General features: G+C 63.8%; 16 protein-coding genes. 8 read left to right on the plus strand and 8 right to left on the minus strand.

Features of this window, described 5'->3' with window-relative positions; all coding sequences use genetic code 11:
* Positions 1-1,267: 1,267 nt before the first annotated feature.
* The 8 genes from AC5RUP_RS02540 to rpmH all read right to left on the minus strand — a co-directional run bounded on the left by AC5RUP_RS02540 (position 1,268) and on the right by rpmH (position 7,028).
* Entirely contained in the window at positions 1,268-2,545 is a 1,278-nt protein-coding gene (locus tag AC5RUP_RS02540) for a ParB/RepB/Spo0J family partition protein (protein ID WP_494153609.1), read from the minus strand.
* Positions 2,546-2,629: 84 nt separating this feature from the next.
* Entirely contained in the window at positions 2,630-3,565 is a 936-nt protein-coding gene (locus AC5RUP_RS02545; RefSeq protein ID WP_494153613.1) for a ParA family protein, read from the minus strand.
* Between the two features lie 250 nt (positions 3,566-3,815).
* Entirely contained in the window at positions 3,816-4,457 is a 642-nt protein-coding gene (rsmG, locus tag AC5RUP_RS02550; protein WP_494158247.1) for a 16S rRNA (guanine(527)-N(7))-methyltransferase RsmG, read from the minus strand.
* Positions 4,458-4,491: 34 nt separating this feature from the next.
* Positions 4,492-5,058 carry a Jag family protein gene (locus tag AC5RUP_RS02555; protein ID WP_494001196.1) on the minus strand — a complete coding sequence of 189 codons (567 nt, stop codon included), beginning with the start codon at positions 5,056-5,058 and terminating at the stop codon, positions 4,492-4,494.
* Positions 5,055-6,020, minus strand: a complete 966-nt coding sequence (gene yidC, locus AC5RUP_RS02560) for a membrane protein insertase YidC (RefSeq protein WP_494001197.1) — start codon at positions 6,018-6,020, stop codon at positions 5,055-5,057. Before yidC ends, AC5RUP_RS02555 begins: the two co-directional genes overlap by 4 nt.
* A complete protein-coding gene (gene yidD / locus AC5RUP_RS02565) occupies positions 6,020-6,364 on the minus strand; it encodes a membrane protein insertion efficiency factor YidD (RefSeq protein ID WP_494065369.1) in 345 nt (114 codons plus the stop codon). The genes yidC and yidD overlap by 1 nt, the downstream gene beginning before the upstream one ends.
* A gap of 50 nt (positions 6,365-6,414) precedes the next feature.
* The gene (gene rnpA / locus AC5RUP_RS02570; protein ID WP_494001199.1) at positions 6,415-6,819 is read right to left on the minus strand and encodes a ribonuclease P protein component; all 405 of its coding nucleotides are present in this window, start codon (positions 6,817-6,819) and stop codon (positions 6,415-6,417) included.
* 71 nt (positions 6,820-6,890) lie between these two features.
* Positions 6,891-7,028: a 50S ribosomal protein L34 gene (gene rpmH / locus AC5RUP_RS02575; RefSeq protein ID WP_127513203.1), complete on the minus strand. Its 138-nt coding sequence runs from the start codon at positions 7,026-7,028 to the stop codon at positions 6,891-6,893.
* A gap of 402 nt (positions 7,029-7,430) precedes the next feature.
* Here rpmH and dnaA point away from each other — a divergent pair, with 402 nt between their 5' ends.
* The 8 genes from dnaA to AC5RUP_RS02615 all read left to right on the plus strand — a co-directional run bounded on the left by dnaA (position 7,431) and on the right by AC5RUP_RS02615 (position 18,945).
* Entirely contained in the window at positions 7,431-8,873 is a 1,443-nt protein-coding gene (gene dnaA, locus AC5RUP_RS02580; protein WP_494065519.1) for a chromosomal replication initiator protein DnaA, read from the plus strand.
* A 518-nt stretch (positions 8,874-9,391) separates the two neighbouring features.
* Positions 9,392-10,516 (plus strand): DNA polymerase III subunit beta, encoded by a 1,125-nt coding sequence (dnaN, locus tag AC5RUP_RS02585; RefSeq protein WP_494001329.1) that lies wholly within the window; start codon positions 9,392-9,394, stop codon positions 10,514-10,516.
* 31 nt (positions 10,517-10,547) lie between these two features.
* Positions 10,548-11,474, plus strand: coding sequence for a phosphogluconate dehydrogenase (NAD(+)-dependent, decarboxylating) (gene gnd / locus AC5RUP_RS02590; protein WP_494153611.1), 927 nt, complete (start codon positions 10,548-10,550; stop codon positions 11,472-11,474).
* A 10-nt stretch (positions 11,475-11,484) separates the two neighbouring features.
* A complete protein-coding gene (gene recF / locus AC5RUP_RS02595; RefSeq protein ID WP_494153612.1) occupies positions 11,485-12,681 on the plus strand; it encodes a DNA replication/repair protein RecF in 1,197 nt (398 codons plus the stop codon).
* On the plus strand, positions 12,662-13,300 hold the full coding sequence (locus AC5RUP_RS02600) for a DciA family protein (RefSeq protein ID WP_494158248.1): 639 nt from the start codon (positions 12,662-12,664) through the stop codon (positions 13,298-13,300). Before recF ends, AC5RUP_RS02600 begins: the two co-directional genes overlap by 20 nt.
* A gap of 315 nt (positions 13,301-13,615) precedes the next feature.
* Entirely contained in the window at positions 13,616-15,640 is a 2,025-nt protein-coding gene (gyrB, locus tag AC5RUP_RS02605) for a DNA topoisomerase (ATP-hydrolyzing) subunit B (protein ID WP_494013768.1), read from the plus strand.
* 69 nt (positions 15,641-15,709) lie between these two features.
* On the plus strand, positions 15,710-18,385 hold the full coding sequence (gyrA, locus tag AC5RUP_RS02610) for a DNA gyrase subunit A (protein ID WP_494154113.1): 2,676 nt from the start codon (positions 15,710-15,712) through the stop codon (positions 18,383-18,385).
* Positions 18,382-18,945 carry a DUF3566 domain-containing protein gene (locus AC5RUP_RS02615; RefSeq protein ID WP_494126420.1) on the plus strand — a complete coding sequence of 188 codons (564 nt, stop codon included), beginning with the start codon at positions 18,382-18,384 and terminating at the stop codon, positions 18,943-18,945. The genes gyrA and AC5RUP_RS02615 overlap by 4 nt, the downstream gene beginning before the upstream one ends.
* The last annotated feature ends 13 nt before the right edge of the window (positions 18,946-18,958 follow it).

Below are 18,958 nucleotides of genomic sequence, written 5' to 3' on the forward strand. Positions count from 1 at the left end.
CCAGAAGAGTAGAACTACTGTGCAAGTTTCACGTTAAACACTTCGCTCCGTCGCTCCGGCGCTTGAGAGAACCGGTGGGCCTCGCCTACCGCAGCACGTTCAGGAGTAGCGGCTCCCTGTCCCCCCACTGCGCGATGGTCCCCCGCAAAGTCTGGCCCGAAAGGTCAGACCCATGAAGTGCAGGCCGCTGCCCACTGCCTGCATTTCATACGTGCGTGTCCTGGAGGGTATCGTCTTCGCACTAGGAACACCGCCAGCCCTGCGCGCGTTTCCTCACAGGGCTGGCCAGCGAAACAAAGGACCCTAGGCCTCAAGCGGCACGCACTATTGGCAGTAGTAACGGCCAGAGGGGGCAGCCACCCGGTTCATGCGAGGCCGGAACTGGGGGCACTCAGGTCATGCACTTGCGCCCGGGTCTCGAGTTTCACGTGAAACACATCGGTCCGCCGCAGGTTATTCTGCTGCCGGGGACGGTCCGATACGAACGTCATCCTTTGAAGCGAGCGATAGAGGCCACACAGTGACGGCCATCCTGCACGGAAGCGGCCTTGCCGCTACATTACAGAACTACCAGCCGCGTGTCCTGAATGCACATCTCCCAGCGTCGGATCAATACGTGCCCATAGGCTCTGCGAGATCCCTGTCTTACCTGCAACCGACAAGGAGCTGTGTGTGCAGAAATTTGGCGCCCTTACGGGTTTAGAGATGAGGGATCCAGCCATCCGAGACACCCTGTGGGACAGAGGCACATGATCATGTGCAGCAAAGTTGTGCGTCCTGGTGAATCTTCACCCCCCGAAGCCCGGAAGAGCCCAGGTATCGTGGCTCCACGTCGCGCCTCAGTTTCACGTGAAACACCTTGCATCGAATCAGCCCAATGACACGGCTCCGGTCATGGAACCACCGCGAAAGGCCTCCGCCGGGAACACCCGAGACGGCGCCGGCGTCCGGCACTGCGTCACGACGAGCGTCGCACCCGGGAACAATTGCACTTAAGCGACGATCCCAGCCCCTAGGTGGGAAAGCGGACTAGGCGCTCCCCTGCCCTTCCCACTAACTTCCACGTCACTAGTGCCGCTGCAAGAAGCCGGTCCGGCCTAGTTCAAGCCTCCTGGCAGGATTGGTCCGCCACGGCTAAGCGCGGCCATTCCCTCGTGCTTGCCTTAGCTAGACGCCTGGCGGTCGGTTTCCAGATGCCCTTGGATCTCACCAAAGCAATGGGCTCCGTCCTTGCGGAACGGAGCCCATGTTTCACGTGGAACGAAGGCTAGGGCGTCGCCGGGTTCAGCACGTCCATGATGCGGTTCAGGTCATCGACGCTGGCAAACTCGATGCTGACGCGGCCCTTCTTGGCACCCAGGGTGATCTTAACGCTGGTGTCCAGGCGGTCCGACAGGGAACTAGCCAGATAGTCTAGCCTCTCGTGCCGAGCTCCCTCCCGCGGCTTGCTTTCGCGTTTGGGCCGTCGCACGCCGTCGCTCAGGGAAACGATTTCCTCGGTCGCACGAACGGAAAGGCCCTCGGCGACAATCTTTTGCGCCAGCTTCTCCATTTCTCCAGGATCAGTGAGTCCCAAGAGGGCGCGCGCATGACCAGCGCTCAACACGCCGGCAGCAACCCGCCGCTGCACCAGCGGAGGGAGCTTCATCAACCGCAAAGTGTTGGACACCTGTGGCCTTGACCGACCGATCCGATCCGCAAGCTCATCATGCGTGCAACCGAAATCATCAAGCAACTGCTGATAGGCCGCAGCCTCTTCCAGCGGATTCAGCTGGCTGCGGTGCAGGTTCTCAAGCAGGGCGTCCCGTAACAGGTCATCGTCGGAGGTGGACCTGATGATCGCCGGAATCGTTTCCAGGCCAGCAGCCTTGGTGGCCCGCCAGCGGCGTTCGCCCATAACCAACTCGTACTGTGCGCCACCGTCATCGGAAGGACGCACAACGATCGGCTGGAGGACGCCGATCTCACGGATCGAATGCACCAGCTCCGCCATGTCTTCCTCGTCGAAGACCGTGCGAGGCTGTTTGCGGTTCGGCTGGATCGCGGTAACGAGGACTTCGGCAAAGGTGGCACCGGGGACCTCGACCAGGTCGGCGCCCGTCGTTTCACGTGGAACAGATACTTCTGTAGGAGCCGAGGGAGCTCCGGCGCCGTCCCCGCCGACGGGATCTGCCGCCACCTTAGCGGAAGGGTGCGTTTCGCCGGCAGCACCATTGCCATCGGCCCGGGAAGAATCGTCCTTCACAGATTTCTTAGCCGCCGGCTTCTTGCTGCCAGTGGTCGCAAGCTTGCGCGGGGCCCGCAACACTTCAGCTACCTGCGCGGCACTCGATCCGGTTACGGTCTCGGAGTCAGGCGTCGTGAGGACGGCGGTGTCCCCTTCTTCCCTCCGACTGGAAGCGGGAAAGAAAACGTCTACGGGTCGCTGAGTCCGACGTTTGACGGAGGCTTCCTGCCCCTCGGTTGACTCGGTCTCCTCTGGGGCCGGAGCACTGGGTATCAATGCGCCCAGGCCTCTTCCCAAGCCGCGACGTTTTTCACTCATCTGGACCCTCTTCCGTCATGCGCCGAGCTAGCATGCAAATGCTCGCTTAAGGCGTAATTCTACCGTTGCAGTACGGCTTCACAGCTACTTGCCGCGCTCGGCGATTTCGGCTGCGGCCTCCTGATAAGAAAGGGCCCCGCTGGACGACGGATCATAGGTGATCACCGTCTGCTGGTAACTCGGAGCCTCCGAGATGCGAACTGAGCGCGGTACGACCGCACTCAAGACTTCGTTCGGGAAATGTTCCCGCACTTCGGCTGCCACCTGAGCTGCGAGGTTTGTTCGTCCGTCGTACATGGTCAGCAAGATCGTAGAAACAACCAATCCAGCGTTGAGGTGCTTCTGGATCATCTCGATGTTCTTCAGGAGCTGGCTCAGCCCCTCCAAAGCGTAGTACTCGCACTGGATGGGAATCAGTACCTCTTGGGCGGCGACGAAAGCGTTAACTGTCAGCAGTCCCAGGCTGGGCGGGCAGTCGATAAAGACATAATCCAGCCGGGGTAGTCCTGCCGTCTCACGTTCCTGCGCGTAAACCTCGATGGCCCGGCGCAGGCGCTGTTCACGGGCCACCAACGAGACCAATTCAATCTCGGCTCCGGCCAGGTGAATCGTGGCGGGTGCGACGATGAGATGGGCTATATCGGGGCATTGAGCAATCACGTCCCCGAGCGGCATATCGTTGATCAGCACGTCGTAGATGCTGTCGACGTCAGCGTGGTGCTCGACCCCGAGCGCCGTTGACGCATTGCCCTGCGGGTCGATATCGATGACCAGGACGTTCAGGCCGGCCGTAGCAAGGGCAGCAGCGATATTGACCGTTGTCGTGGTTTTGCCGACCCCGCCCTTTTGGTTGCTGACTGTCAACACCCTGGTCTGGGCGGGCCTGGGAAGCTCTTTGGCCTTCAGCCTCTCACGCCTGCGGTTTTCGCTCGCCAATTCCTGGGCGAGCGGTGTGCTTTCGTCAATCGAATCCATAACGTTTGAAACCGTAGCCTCTATCTTCATGTCGGAGTTGGCTATCTCAGCCTCGTTCCCAGGGGAAGTTTCACGTGAAACAGGACCGCTATGGGGGATAAGCGCAACCGTATTCGGTTGTTCAGCCACTCCGCGTCGCGACGACCCTTCGGCTTCGGTCCCGGTGAAACCCGACACCGTGTTGTTGATCGCCACTTGGATTCCGCCCGCTTTCACTGTCCGCCACCGGCCTCTCCTAGCCTATCGTTGCGCGGCCGGATTCCCGGGGCGTTGCATGGGTGTGTGGGGGAATAGGTCACGCATCAACACGGATGCGGACTACCGTCGTCGGCTCTTCCAAGAGATCATCCCCGACGGTCAAGACCTCTGTTTTTCGGCCGCCGAGCTTCCTGATGACCTTTTCGGCCTTCTGGACCTCGTCAGCTGCGCTGCGGCCCTTGATTGCCAGCATTTCGCCCGTGCCATGCAACAGTGGAATTGAGAGGCGGGCGAGCTTGTCGAGTGCCGACACCGCTCGAGACGTCACGACGTCAGCTGTGACGTCGTCCCCCGCCAGCTCTGCCCGCGTCCGCAGCACCGTGACGTTGTCGAGCGCGAGATCCTCAATGACCTCGTTGAGCCAGACAACCCTTCGTTCCAACGGCTCGATCAGGGTCAAACGCAAGTCCGGTCGCGCCAACGCGAACGTCAGTCCAGGCAGGCCGGCCCCGCTTCCGACATCCGCGACCGCGGCGTCGCGCCCTATCAGGTTGGCGACGACGGCGCAGTTGAGGACGTGCCGGTTCCACAATCTCGGGACTTCCCGAGGGCCCAGCAAACCCCGTTCGATCCCTGAAGTGGCCAGATGCGCAACGTAGCGCTCCGCCAGGCCCAGACGTTCACCGAAAACCGTGTGGGCAGCTTTGGACTCCGCCACAGTCATTTCAACTACCGACATACCTCTGCCTATCAGACCAATCCGCCGGACATGATCAGGACTCTACCGACACCACGATGTGGCGGTTGGATCCTTCGCCCTCGGATTCACTGATCAGGCCTAGCTCGGCAACCGCGTCATGGACGATCTTGCGCTCGTACGCGCTCATCGGCTCGAGCGCTACATCGCGGCCCGTCTCCTTGGCTTCGGCGACGGCGTCTTCAGCGATCTTCTGCAGTTCTTCGCTGCGGCCTTCGCGGTAGCCGGTGATGTCCAAGACCAGGCGGGAACGGTTGCCGGTCGTCGTGAGAACCGACAACCGGGCCAGCTCCTGCAAGGCTTCGAGGACTTCGCCATCCGGTCCCACGAGCGCCTTGAGCGCGTCGTTGTCTTCCTCTTCGGAGACGATCGAGATGTAGGTGCGGCCGTTGCGGACCTCGATGTCGATGTCCCCATCGATATCGGCGATGTCGAGAAGCTCCTCAAGGTAGTCCGCAGCTACGTCTCCTTCTTCTTCCAGACGCTTGGCAGAATTCGAAACAGCTTCCTCCTGCTGTTCGTCCGCTGCAGCCTCTTCGTCGGGAAGTTCTTCAGTCACTTCGGATACGCTTTCGCTGCTCATTTTTTCTTCCTGTTCTTCCGCTGTGGCTGCTGGCGCTGGCCTTTCACCTCTGCCGGGGAATCGGCCGCCGGCGCCTCGGTCTTCCGCTCGCCCAGCAGCGGTACCATCGGCAGGCCCTTCTTGGCACGGCGTTCTGCCAGTTCGCGGGCAGCCTGCGAACCCGGAGTGGGCATGCGCCGGATCACGAAGAACTGCTGTGCCATGGTCCACACGTTGGTGGTTGTCCAGTAGATCAGCACACCGATGGGGAAGTTGATGCCGCCGATGCCGAACACGAGAGGCAGGATGTAGAGCATCATCTGCTGCTGCTTCATGAACGGGGATTGCATTGCTTCGGCGGACATGTTCTTCGCCATGATCTGCTTCTGCGTGATGAACTGCGAGGCAGTCATCGCCAAGATCATGATGATCGACAGGATGACCACGGCGACCTGCTGCTCGCCCCCGCCGCCGTGCAGGAGGGATGCGGAAAGCGGCGCACCGAAAATGGACGAGTCGTCGAACTGACGGATGAGTTCGGGCGACAGGGCGCCAATGCCCTCGCCGTTCTCGCTGGCGCGCGATGCGTTGTTCAACACGCTGAACAACGCGAAGAAGAACGGCATCTGCACCAGCATCGGCAGGCAGGCCGAGAACGGGTTGGTGCCGTGCTTCTTGTACAGCGCCATCTGCTCCTGCGTCATGGCCTGACGCGACAGCTGGTCGGTCTTTCCCTTGTACTTCTGCTGCAGCTTCCGGAGGTCGGGCTGCAGTGCCTGCATCCCCCGCTGGGCCTTGATCTGCTTGACGAAGACCGGAATGAGGGCTGCGCGGATCACCAGCACCAGCCCGATGATTGAGAACGTCCACGTCCAGCCGTTGGCCGGGTCCATCCCAAGCCAGGAGAAGCCGGCGTGGAAGGCCCACAGGATCCCGGAGACGACCCACGTGAACGGGGTCAGGATGGTGTTTAAGAAGTCCATTACTGATTTGCTCCTCGGGCCGCGCCGCGGCCTTCATCGTCGGCCGGAATGAGTGGGTGGTTAAGCTCCACGATCCGGGGGATTCTGGAAGGGTTCTCCTGCAGCCACAGGTTGAAGGATACAGACGCCGGAACATGATCCACGCCGCCGGGGTTCCATGGGTGGCAACGGAGCAGGCGGCGGGCGGCCAGCCAACTGCCCTTGGCGGCGCCGTGGACCGTCACTGCTTCCAATGCGTACGCGGAACAGGACGGGAAGAAACGGCAGACCTGGCCGTACAGGGGCGAAACGAGTTTGCGGTACACCCGCAGCACGCCGATCAGCGCATACTGCAGGGGACTCATGGTCCTCCTGGGCACGGCGGCATGGGCGGGAACCGGTACGGCACGGGCACTCATTCGGCTCTCCCCTTCTCTCCGTGCGCAGCTTCCGTCGTGGCGGTGCGCGTTAAGGTCAACTTGCCGAGGGCGGCCTTGAGAGCCTTCCGGTAATCCAGTTCCAAAGCGTTGAAGTCTGCGTCGGCAGCTGCCGGAAGGGCCCGCACAACCACGGTGATCCCTCGGGAATACCCATTCTCCCTTAAGCCGGCTGCTGCCAGCTCCCGCAGTCTCCTTTTAACGCGGTTGCGCATGACGGCGTTCCCGACGGCCTTCGAGACAATAAAGCCAAAAGATGCCGGTCGGGCCGGGTCTGCTGCCGCCGCATATAACACTAAGTTCCGGCGCCCTGAGCGGGCGCCGGAACGTACAGTTGTTGAGAAGTCCGCCGATGTGCGCATCCGGTGCTGGCTGGGAAGCATGTGCTACCCAGCCCGCCGAAACACGCCGCTGCGGGAACTGAACCTCACAGCCGGGTCGACAAACTGGCTATTTAGGCCGACAGTTCGGTGCGGCCCTTGCTGCGGCGTGCGGCCAGAATGGCGCGGCCGGCGCGAGTGCGCATGCGAAGGCGGAAGCCGTGCTTCTTGGCACGACGGCGGTTATTCGGCTGAAAAGTCCGCTTGCTCACGGTGGTTACTCCAAGACGATCGACAGATGCGGTTGGACCCATTGCAACAAGGGGGAAGAACAGGTCGGCGCTCTATATGGGGTCTATTCCATTGCCAGGGGCGTTGGACGCACAAGGACAACAAAGTAGACATGAAGGACTAGTCAACGTTAGGCGATGGCGGCGAGTACCGTCAAACCGGCCCTCTCCGCACCCGGGCGTTTCCGTGGATAACCCCTGTGGACAACTCCACGCCAAAGCCGCTTTGGGCGGCCGGAGCTCCTCCCTAAAGCGACGTCCACAGGGGCCTGGATCCCAACTGTCGTCCAGCAGATTCATGCTCTACTCTTGGCAGGAGCCCCTTATCCACCGTCTGTGAATAAGTCTGTGGATTTCGGGCGGGCTGTCGGCAAATGCCGAAGCATGCTGAGCATTTCTGAGGGGTACTACGTGGACACGGACCAGATAAATGACGTCGGAAGTTCCTGGCGCAAAGTGGTCCGGACGCTGGAACAGGACGACCGTGTCTCCCCCCGGCAGCGTGGCTTCATCGTGTTGGCGCAGGCCAAAGGCCTGATCGGTACAACCCTGCTGGTGGCCGTGCCCAACGAACTGACACGCGAAGTCTTCCAGTCGCAACAGCTCAAAGACCCTCTGCACGACGCCCTGTTCGAAGTCTTCAAGGACGACATTCTCTGCGCTTTCAGCGTCGACACGGATATGGCTCCGCAGGCGGAACCGGAACCTGAACAGGAGCCCCGCCCGGCCCCGGCCGTCGTGCGCAGCGAAGCACTGCCCCAGCCGGCGGCGCAGGCCGCTTCCCCGGAACTGGGCAGGCTCAACCCGAAATACATTTTTGACACCTTCGTCATCGGTTCCTCCAACCGCTTTGCCCACGCGGCGGCCGTCGCGGTGGCCGAAGCGCCGGCCAAGGCCTACAACCCGCTTTTCATCTATGGCGACTCGGGTCTGGGAAAAACCCACTTGCTGCACGCCATCGGGCACTATGCGCGCCATCTCTACAACAGCATCCGCGTCCGGTACGTGAATTCGGAAGAGTTCACGAATGACTTCATTAACTCCATCCGCGACGATGAGGGCGCCAGCTTCAAGCAGCTGTACCGCAACGTCGACATCCTGCTGATCGACGACATCCAGTTCCTGGCCAACAAGGATGCGACGCAGGAGGAGTTCTTCCATACCTTCAACGCCCTCCACAACCACAGCAAGCAAGTGGTCATCACTTCCGACCTGCCGCCGAAACAGCTCTCCGGCTTCGAGGAACGCATGCGGTCCCGGTTCGAGTGGGGACTGCTGACCGATATCCAGCCGCCGGAGCTGGAGACCCGTATTGCGATTCTGCGCAAGAAGGCCATCAGCGAGGGGCTGTCCGTCCCCGATGAGGTCCTCGAGTACATCGCCTCGAAGATCTCCACCAACATCCGCGAGCTCGAGGGTGCGCTCATCCGCGTCACTGCGTTCGCCAGCCTGAACCAGCAGGCAGTGGACATGGGTCTCGCCGAGATAGTCCTGAAAGACCTGATCACCGACGAAGGGGCACAGGAGATCACGTCGGCCACGATCCTTGGCCAGACCGCCGCGTACTTCAAGCTCAGCATGGAGGAGCTGACCAGCAAGTCCCGGACCAGGACGCTGGTAACTGCCCGCCAGATTGCCATGTACTTGTGCCGCGAACTGACCGACATGTCCCTGCCGAAAATCGGCCAGGAACTCGGCGGCCGCGACCACACGACCGTCATCCACGCCGACCGGAAGATCCGTGAGTTGATGGCCGAGCGTCGAGCCATCTACAACCAGGTCACGGAGCTGACCAACCGCATCAAGCAGCAACAGCGCGAAAGCTAGCTTCCCCGGCGGCTGCGGCGGCCCTGCCGGGTACTACACCGGTGAAATTAACAGGTGTGGATAAGGTTGTGGATTCTTAAGTGGACAACCCGAGTCCTTAAGAGGAAAAGTGCCCTGCCCCCTGTGGACGCCCGAAATTACAAGGATCTGCGTCCACAGGCTGTCAGTGCTTGCCACGACCGCCCTGCACATCTTGTGAACACCCAACTTCGGCTCAGGCACAGGCTGTACCGGGGTTTTCCACAGTATCCACAGCAGTTATTAACACTACGAATCCCATTTATTGATGTTCTTCCAAATAACATTTGACCCTGTTCCGGTTCCCACGCACCGTGCCGAATCGGCCGATCAGGACCTCTGCGCACTCTCGGTGCGCAATGACGGTTGCTGCGGCTAAGCTTGCACAGAGAATCGTTGCCATCTGCTTCAACCTGGTGTTCGCAGTCCCACTCGCTGCACCCCGGCCAGACGCAGGCGGTCTTCCCCGGCATGTTCGTTGTGAAAGGTGGCTTACTTCAGTGAAGTTCAGAGTTGATCGGGATGTTCTGGCGGAAGCCGTGACATGGACAGCCCGTTCCCTGTCACCACGTCCGCCTGTCCCCGTTCTGTCGGGCCTGCTCATCCGGGCCGAAGGCGGCATGGTGAGCCTTGCCAGCTTCGACTACGAGATTTCAGCCCGTCTCCAGATCCCGGCAGACGTCACTGAAGAAGGCACCATCCTGGTCTCCGGACGCCTCTTGGCGGACATCTGCCGAAGCTTGCCGTCGGCACCTGTCGATATCGAAACCGACGGTTCGAAGGTTGCCCTCACCTGCCGCAACAGCCGGTTCAACCTCGCCACCATGCCCGAAGGCGATTATCCGGAACTCCCTGCGCTGCCGGAAGTCAGCGGGGTCGTCGATGGAGAGGCGTTCGCCCAGGCCGTGAGCCAGGTAATCATCGCGGCCAGCCGCGATGACACCCTGCCCATCCTGACCGGCGTCCGGATGGAAATCGAAGACGACCTGATCACTCTGCTCTCCACCGACCGCTACCGCCTGGCCCTCCGGGAGCTGTCCTGGCGTCCGGCCACACCGGGCATTTCCACGAGCGCGCTGGTCAAAGCCAAGACTCTGAGCGAAGTAGCCAAAACGTTGGGCGGCTCCGGCGACCTGAACATCGCGCTTTCGGACAACAGCGAACTGATCGGTTTCGAAAGCGGCGGACGCCGCACCACCTCGCTGCTGGTGGACGGCGACTACCCCAAGATCCGCTCACTGTTCCCGGACAACACCCCGATCCATGCGACAGTCGAAACGACCACACTGATCGAAGCCGTCCGCCGCGTGTCGCTCGTGGCCGAGCGCAACACCCCGGTCCGGCTGGCCTTCACCGACGGTCTCCTGACCTTGGACGCGGGAACCGGCGAAGACGCCCAGGCGTCCGAGGCGATCGAAGCGTCGCTCTCCGGCGACGAAATCACCGTCGCCTTCAACCCGCACTACCTGTCCGAAGGCTTGAGCGCCTTTGACAGCAAGTACGTCCGGTTTTCCTTCACCACGCCGCCGAAGCCTGCGGTCATATCCGCCCAGGACGACCTCGAGGGCGACGACAAGGAAGACTACCGGTACCTGCTCATGCCGGTGAGGTTGCCCAACCAGTAATACCCCGCCGACCCATGGACGAGAGGAAAGAGTGACTCGGATGCACATCGGACTGATCGGCTTGGGCCGGATGGGTTTCAACATGCGGCAGCGGCTCCGGGACGGCGGCATCGAGGTAACCGGCTATGACCGGAACCCGGAGGTCAGTGACACCGCGACCGTTGACGAAATGATCCGGGCCCTGCCGGTTCCACGCACCGTGTGGGTCATGGTGCCCGCCGGTGAGGTCACCGACACGGTCATCACAGAGCTGGCCGGCAAGCTCTCCGCCGGAGACCTGGTGATCGACGGCGGCAACTCGAAGTTCACCGAAGACCAAAAGCACGAAGCCCTCCTGGCCGAAGGCGGGATAGGTTTCATTGATGTCGGCGTATCCGGCGGCGTCTGGGGCCTGGCGAACGGTTATGGCCTGATGGCCGGCGGAAGCGCCGACCTTGTCCAGGCAGCGATGCCGGTCTTCGACGCGTTGCGGCCGGAGGGCCCCCGGGAGGAAAGCTTCGCCCACGTGGGCGACGTCGGCGCCGGCCACTACACCAAGATGGTGCACAACGGGATCGAATACGGGCTGATGCAGGCGTACGCCGAAGGGTACGAACTGCTGGAAGCCAAGGACATCATCAAGGATGTTCCGGGCACCTTCCGGGCCTGGCAAAAGGGGACGGTGGTCCGGTCCTGGCTGCTGGACCTGATGGTGAAGGCCCTCGACGAGGATCCGGGGTTGAGCCAGGTCAGCGGTTACGTCGAGGATTCCGGTGAAGGCCGGTGGACTGTCGAGGAGGCCATCGAACACGGTGTCCCGGCCCCGGCCATCACCGCCGCCCTGTTCGCACGGTTCGCGTCGCGCCAAGACGACGCGCCCGCCATGAAAATGGTGGCTGCCCTCCGTAACCAGTTTGGCGGACACGCTGTCAGAAAGCCCGCACAAGACCAGGCCGGCCCCCGCAACGAGTCGAAGTAGCTGTAACGCATTGTTTGTTGAATACCTGTCCCTGACCGATTTCCGCACCTACCTGCAGCTCGACATCGCCCTGAAGCCCGGCATTACGGTGTTTGTCGGAGCCAACGGGGTCGGCAAGACCAACATTGTCGAGGCCATCGGCTATCTCGCGTCGCTCTCGTCACACCGGGTCAGCAATGACGCACCCCTCATCCGGTTCGACCAACCGCGTTCGCTGGTGCGGGCACGGGTGGACCGCGGCGGGCGCAGCACCTCGCTGGAACTGGAAATCACTCCGGGCAGGGCCAACAGGGCCCGGATCAACCGAGCCAACCCCGTGCGTGCGCGGGAAATTCTCGGGCACCTGCGCACGGTGCTCTTCGCCCCCGAAGACCTCGCGCTGGTCAAAGGCGACCCGTCCAACCGGCGCCGCTTCCTCGATGAGCTGCTGGCCAGCCTGGTTCCGCACCATGCGGCCACCCGCAGCGATTTTGAACGCGTCCTCAAACAGCGCAATGCCCTGCTCAAATCGGCGCGCGCCAGCGGACGGTTCACCGCCGCCCACGAAGCGACCTTGGAGGTGTGGGACCAGCACATGGCACAGGCCGGGGCCGCCCTGCTGAAGGCACGGCTGGAACTGGTGGACCTGCTGCAGCCGCACCTGGACGCGGCGTACGCCGCCCTCACCGATGGCTCCAAACATGCGGCCGCCGTCTACCGCTCCACCATCCACAGCCAGCTGTCGGATGACGGCGAGGTGGAGAACGACGGCGGGGCGGGCCTTCCGCCGCTGGCAAGCCTGGGAACGGCCGAACTGGCGGAACTCTACCTTGCCGCCTTCAAACAGCAGCGCAAGCGGGAAACGGAGCGGGGCATCTCGCTGGTGGGGCCGCACCGCGATGAGGTGGAGCTGCTGCTGGGACAGGCACCGGCCAAGGGCTACGCCTCGCACGGCGAAACCTGGTCCCTGGCGTTGGCCCTCCGGCTGGCCTCGTACTACGTCTTCTGCGACGACGACGCTACGCCCGGCGCGACTCCCGTCCTGATCCTGGACGATGTCTTCGCCGAACTGGACAACCAGCGTCGGTCAAGGCTCGCGGGCATCGTGGCCGGGGCGGAGCAGGTGATCGTCACTGCCGCGGTGGCCGAAGACATCCCCGACGCGTTGGCGGGGGAACAGTTCATGGTGGTGCCGGGAGGCGTGGCCAATGGCCAGGAAACCGCCTGACCGGGACCGGCCGCAGGAGCCGGCAGAGCCGGCGGGACGGCGGCCGGGCCTGCCCGATCCGGCGGTGCCTCCCCCGCCCGCGGGACCGGCGGGAGCGGAGCCGTCCCGTGACGAAGGAGCTGTCGAAGACCTGGACGCCGCGAAAGCCGTCCTGAACCGGGTGCGCCTTGCAGCGGCGGCCCGCGGCGACGTGCGCACGAGGGCCAACAGCCGCCGCCGCGCATCCCGGGGGGCGCGGCCGTCCGCCGGCCCGCAGGACTTCGGCCGCGACCCCCAGGGCTTGGGGCGCGTGTTCGACCGGTTTGTCGCGGAACGCGGCTGGAACTCCCCGGTGGCCGTCGGATCGGTCATTTCGCGGTGGGATGAATTGGTCGGCGCGGACATCGCCGCCCACTGCCGGCCGGAGAGCTTCGAGGAAACCACGGTGCAGGTCCGCTGCGACTCAACGGCTTGGGCCACGCAGCTGCGATTGCTCAGCAGTGCCCTGCTGAAGCGGTTCGACGAAAAGCTGGGCCCCGGCGTCGTCACTAAAATCCAGGTGCTGGCGCCGGCAGCGCCCAATTGGCGCAAGGGCAAGAGGTCCGTTAGCGGCCGCGGACCGCGGGACACTTACGGCTGATTTCGCCCCTCGCGGGAGGCCGGCCGGAAGCAGCCGGCACCGGCTCGCTTAGACGGCGTGTAGGACGCTGGAGACGTCCGCGGACATACACGGTCCCATCGGGCACCCGGCGGCGGCGTCAAAACCCGGTTTCCGTGCCGCATAGAGCCATGTTCGTGCAGGATTCACCGCCCTGACACGGTAGAATTGACTAGGCGGCGCCCGTCCTCTATCCGGAAGGGCGCCGACACACGAGTCCCCCGGACGGAACACAAGGAGTCAACGGCAACTGTGGCAGAGGACAATGAGCTGGAAAACACCGGCGCAGAACCCCAAATGACAGAGGGCAACGACGGCAAGCACTACGACGCCAGCGACATCACCGTCCTTGAAGGCCTGGAAGCCGTCCGCAAGCGCCCGGGCATGTACATCGGTTCCACCGGTCCGCGCGGGCTGCACCACCTCGTGTACGAGGTTGTGGACAACTCCGTCGACGAAGCGCTGGCCGGTTACTGCGACACCATCAACGTCACGCTGCTGGCCGATGGCGGCGTCCGGGTGGTGGACAACGGCCGCGGCATTCCCGTGGACATGCACCCGACCGAGGGCAAACCGACCGTCCAGGTCGTGATGACCATCCTGCACGCGGGCGGCAAGTTCGGCGGCGGCGGTTACGCGGTCTCCGGCGGCCTGCACGGCGTCGGCATCTCGGTGGTCAACGCGCTGTCCGCGCGGGTGGAGACCGAGATCCGCCGGCAGGGCTACGTGTGGCACCAGTCCTTCGCCAACGGCGGCCTCCCGGTGGGCGACCTGCGCCGCGGCGAGGAGACCACCGAGACCGGGACCTCGCAGACCTTCTGGGCGGACCCGGAGATTTTCGAATCAACCGAGTTCGACTTCGAAACGCTGCGCGCCCGCTTCCAGCAGATGGCCTTTTTGAACAAGGGCCTCAAAATCGTTTTGACCGATGAGCGCCGTCCGGAAGTCCACGCACCGGACGCCGAGGACGTGGACCTGGACACGACGCCCGGCACCGAGGTCGAGACCACGGCCGAACACCGCCAGGTGGTCTACAAGTACGACAACGGCCTGCTGGACTACGTCACGCACTTGAACTCCTCCAAGAAGGTGGAGGTCATCCACCCCGAGGTCATCGCGTTCGAGACCGAGGACACGGAGCGCAAGCTCTCGGTGGAAGTCGCGATGCAGTGGACCACCTCCTACTCGGAGAGCGTCCACACCTACGCGAACACCATCAACACGCACGAAGGCGGCACGCACGAAGAAGGCTTCCGCGCCGCGATGACCTCGTTGATCAACCGCTACGCGCGCGAGAAGAACCTGATCAAGGAGAAGGAAGAAAACCTCACCGGCGACGACATCCGCGAGGGCCTCACCGCCGTCATCTCCATGAAGCTGGGCGAGCCCCAGTTCGAGGGCCAGACCAAGACCAAGCTGGGCAACTCCGAGGCCAAGGGCTTTGTGCAGCGTGTGGTCACGGACGAACTCGGCGACTGGCTGGAGCGCAATCCCGGGCCGGCCCGCGACGTGATCCGCAAGTCGATCCAGGCCTCGCAGGCCCGGCTGGCCGCCCGGAAAGCGCGCGAATCCACCCGGCGCAAGGGGCTGCTCGAATCCGGCGGCATGCCGGGCAAGCTCAAGGACTGCTCGTCCCGTGATCCATCCAAGTCGGAAATCTACATCGTGGAGGGTGACTCCGCAGGCGGTTCGGCCGTCCGCGGCCGGAACCCGGAGACCCAGGCCATCCTGCCGCTGCGGGGCAAGATCCTGAACGTGGAGCGGGCCCGGCTGGACCGCGCGCTGGGCAACGCCGAGGTCCAGGCCATGATCACCGCGTTCGGCGCCGGCATCGGCGAGGACTTCGACGTGGAGAAGGCCCGGTACCACAAGATCGTGCTGATGGCCGACGCCGATGTGGACGGCCAGCACATCACCACGCTGCTCCTGACCCTGCTGTTCCGCTACATGCGACCGCTGATCGAGAACGGTTACGTCTACCTGGCGCAGCCGCCGCTCTACCGGATCAAATGGTCCAACCACCCCCACGACTATGTCTTCAGCGACCGTGAGCGGGACGAGACCGTCCGCCGCGGCCTGGCGAACAACCAGCGGCTGCCCAAGGAAAACGGCATCCAGCGGTACAAGGGCCTCGGTGAAATGGACTACACGGAGCTGTGGGACACCACCATGGACCCCGACCACCGGACACTGCTGCAGGTGACGATGGAGGATGCCGCCGCCGCGGACCAGACCTTCTCGATCCTGATGGGCGAAGACGTCGAATCCCGGCGCACCTTCATCCAGCAGAACGCCAAGGATGTCCGCTTCCTCGACATTTAGCCCCGCCGCAGCCGGCCACCGGCCGCTGACCGGGCCGCACCAAGTTTTGACGCAAAGGAAACTTAAACGATGAGCGACGAAGAGACGCCCGACCTGCCCGCAGGCACCGGCGATGAGCCGATCGAGGGCGAAATCCTGACCGACCGGGTGGAGCAGGTTGACCTCCAGACCGAAATGCAGCGGTCCTATTTGGACTATGCCATGGCGGTCATCGTCGGGCGCGCCCTGCCGGACGTCCGCGACGGCCTCAAGCCGGTGCACCGGCGGGTGCTGTATGCGATGTTCGACGGCGGCTACCGCCCCGAGCGTTCCTTCAACAAGTGCGCCCGCGTGGTGGGCGAGGTCATGGGCCAGTACCACCCGCACGGCGACATGGCCATCTACGATGCCCTGGTCCGCCTGATCCAGGACTGGACCATGCGCTACCCGCTGGCGCTGGGGCAGGGCAACTTCGGCTCGCCCGGCAACGACGGCGCGGCCGCCCCGCGGTACACCGAAACCAAGATGGCTCCGCTGGCGCTGGAAATGGTCCGCGACATCGACGAGGACACCGTCGATTTCCAGGACAACTACGACGGCAAGAACCAGGAACCGACCGTCCTGCCCGCCCGGTTCCCGAACCTGCTGGTCAACGGCTCCTCGGGCATCGCCGTCGGCATGGCCACCAACATCCCGCCGCACAACCTGCGTGAAGTGGCCGACGGCGTCCAGTGGTACCTGGACAATCCCACCGCCAGTCGTGAAGAACTCCTCGAAGCGCTGATCCAGCGGATCAAGGGCCCCGACTTCCCCACCGGCGCTCAGATCCTGGGCCATAAGGGCATCGAGGACGCCTACCGCACCGGCCGCGGCTCCATCACCATGCGCGCCGTGGTCAACGTGGAGGAAATCCAGGGCCGGACCTGCCTGGTGGTCACGGAACTTCCGTACCAGGCAAACCCGGACAACCTGGCCATGAAGATCGCCGAGCTGGCCAAGGAAGGCAGGGTCGCCGGCATCGCCGACCTGCGCGACGAGACCTCCGGCCGCACGGGCCAGCGCTTGGTGATCGTGCTCAAGCGCGACGCCGTGGCCAAGGTGGTGCTGAACAACCTCTACAAGCACACCTCGCTGCAGGAGAACTTCGCGGCCAACATGCTCGCGATCGTCGACGGGGTGCCCCGCACCCTGACCCTCGACGCCTTTATCCGCCACTGGGTTACCCACCAGCTGGAAGTCATCGTCCGGCGAACCCGCTTCAGGCTGCGCAAGGCCGAGGAAGAAGCGCATATCCTGCGCGGCCTGCTCAAGGCCCTGGATGCGCTCGATGAAGTCATCGCCCTGATCCGCGCCTCGTCCACCACGGAAGAAGCCCGCGACGGCCTGATGCATTTGCTGGACATCGACACGGACCAGGCCTCGGCCATCCTGAACATGCAGTTGCGCCGGCTGGCCGCGCTGGAACGGCAGAAGATCCAGGACCGCCACGCCGAACTCGAGCGGATGATCCAGGAGTTCAACCGCATCCTCGCGTCCGAAGAAGCCCAGCGCAGCATCGTCAGCGAGGAACTCGCCGAGATCACCGGCAAGTACGGTGACGACCGCCGGACCCAGATCATGATGGGCTACGGCGGGGACATGAGCATGGAAGACCTCATCCCCGAAGAGGAGATGGTGGTCACCATCACCCGCGGCGGGTACGTCAAGCGCACCCGCAGCGACAACTACCGGTCCCAGCAGCGAGGCGGCAAGGGAGTACGCGGCGCCCAGCTCCGCGGCGACGACGTGGTCGAGCACTTCTTCGTCACCACGACGCACCACTGGCTGCTGTTCTTCACGAACCTGGGCCGGGTATACCGGGCCAAGACGTACGAACTGGCCGAAGGCGGCCGCGACGCCAAGGGCCAGCACGTGGCGAACCTGCTGGCCTTCCAGCCGGACGAGCACATTGCCCAGGTCATGGACCTGAAGGACTACCAGCAGGCCCCCTACCTGGTGCTGGCCACCAAACGCGGCCTGATCAAGAAGACCCGGCTGGAGGACTACGACACGAACCGTTCCGCCGGCGTCATCGCGATCAACCTGCGCGACGGCGACGAGCTCGTTTCGGCACGGCTGGTCGCCGAGACCGACGACATGATGCTGGTGTCCCGGCGCGGCCAGTCCCTGCGCTTCACCGCGACGGACGAGGCACTGCGGCCCATGGGACGCGCCACGTCCGGTGTGACCGGCATGAAGTTCCGCGAGGACGACGAACTGCTGGTGGCCGGCGTGCTGCGCGAGGACTCCTACGTCTTCATCGTGACAGCCGGCGGTTACGCCAAGCGGACCAAGGCCGGCGAATACCGGGTCCAGGGCCGCGGCGGCCTGGGCATCAAGGTGGGCAAGTACCAGGAAGAACGCGGGCATCTGGTCGGCGCACTCATTGTGCAGGAGGAAGACGAGGTGCTGGTGGTGATGGAAAGCGGCAAGGTGGTCCGCTCCTCCGTGGCCGGTGTCCCCGTCAGGGGCCGCGACACCATGGGCGTCATCTTCGCCAAGCCGGATAAGAAGGACCGCATCATCGCCGTCGCCAGGAACTCCGAACGAGGCCTGGCCGCCGACGAGGAAGACACCGACACGCCGGAGGTGCCCCAAGGTCCCGAAACCGGCGGCACAACCGACGCCGAATCTGCGCAGCAGGCAACCGATGAAGTACCGTTGAACGCAGACATGACGCAGTCCGCAGCCGAAACGCCGGCGCCGGAAAACGGAGGTAACGAGTGAGTACACCTAAAACGCCACGGCCGGGCACGCGCCCGCAGCCGGCCAACGCGCCCCGGGCTACCACTCGCAGCGGCGGCACGCCGGCACGCCCGGCCCAGCGCCCGGCGAACGGCGGACAGCGTCCGGCCACCGGCGCACAGCGCCCGGCCGGCCAGCCCGCCCGTCCGGGACTCGTGCGCCCGGCTCCGAAGGCCAAGGTCCGCCGCGCCCGCCTGCTGGTCAGCAAGGTCGACCCGTGGTCGGTGCTGAAGATGGCCTTCCTGCTCTCCGTTGCCCTCGGCATCGTCACCGTGGTGGCCTCCATCGTCCTCTGGACCACGCTGGACATCACGGGCATCTTTGACCGGGTCAACGGGCTGCTGACGGAAGTCGCGGGCACCGAGGGCGGCGGATTCGACCTGCGGTCCTATGCCTCGCTGGGGCAGGTGGCGTCCTTCGCCACCATCATCGCCGTCGTGAACGTGGTCTTGCTGACCGCGCTGGCCATGCTGTCCGCGGTGCTTTACAACATCTCGGCGACGCTGGTCGGCGGCATCGGGGTCACGCTGACGGACGACTGAGCGGATTTGAAGT

The sequence above is a fragment of the Arthrobacter sp. Y3223151 genome (genome assembly GCF_059091125.1).

Coding starts and splice junctions, on each gene's coding strand:
- AC5RUP_RS02540 (WP_494153609.1), bottom strand. CDS start 2,545: ATGAGTGAAAAACGTCGCGGCTTGGGAAGAGGCCTGGGCGCATTGATA.
- rsmG (WP_494158247.1), bottom strand. CDS start 4,457: ATGTCGGTAGTTGAAATGACTGTGGCGGAGTCCAAAGCTGCCCACACG.
- AC5RUP_RS02555 (WP_494001196.1), bottom strand. CDS start 5,058: ATGAGCAGCGAAAGCGTATCCGAAGTGACTGAAGAACTTCCCGACGAA.
- yidC (WP_494001197.1), bottom strand. CDS start 6,020: ATGGACTTCTTAAACACCATCCTGACCCCGTTCACGTGGGTCGTCTCC.
- yidD (WP_494065369.1), bottom strand. CDS start 6,364: ATGAGTCCCCTGCAGTATGCGCTGATCGGCGTGCTGCGGGTGTACCGC.
- rnpA (WP_494001199.1), bottom strand. CDS start 6,819: ATGCTTCCCAGCCAGCACCGGATGCGCACATCGGCGGACTTCTCAACA.
- dnaA (WP_494065519.1), top strand. CDS start 7,431: ATGCTGAGCATTTCTGAGGGGTACTACGTGGACACGGACCAGATAAAT.
- AC5RUP_RS02600 (WP_494158248.1), top strand. CDS start 12,662: ATGGCCAGGAAACCGCCTGACCGGGACCGGCCGCAGGAGCCGGCAGAG.
- gyrB (WP_494013768.1), top strand. CDS start 13,616: ATGACAGAGGGCAACGACGGCAAGCACTACGACGCCAGCGACATCACC.
- gyrA (WP_494154113.1), top strand. CDS start 15,710: ATGAGCGACGAAGAGACGCCCGACCTGCCCGCAGGCACCGGCGATGAG.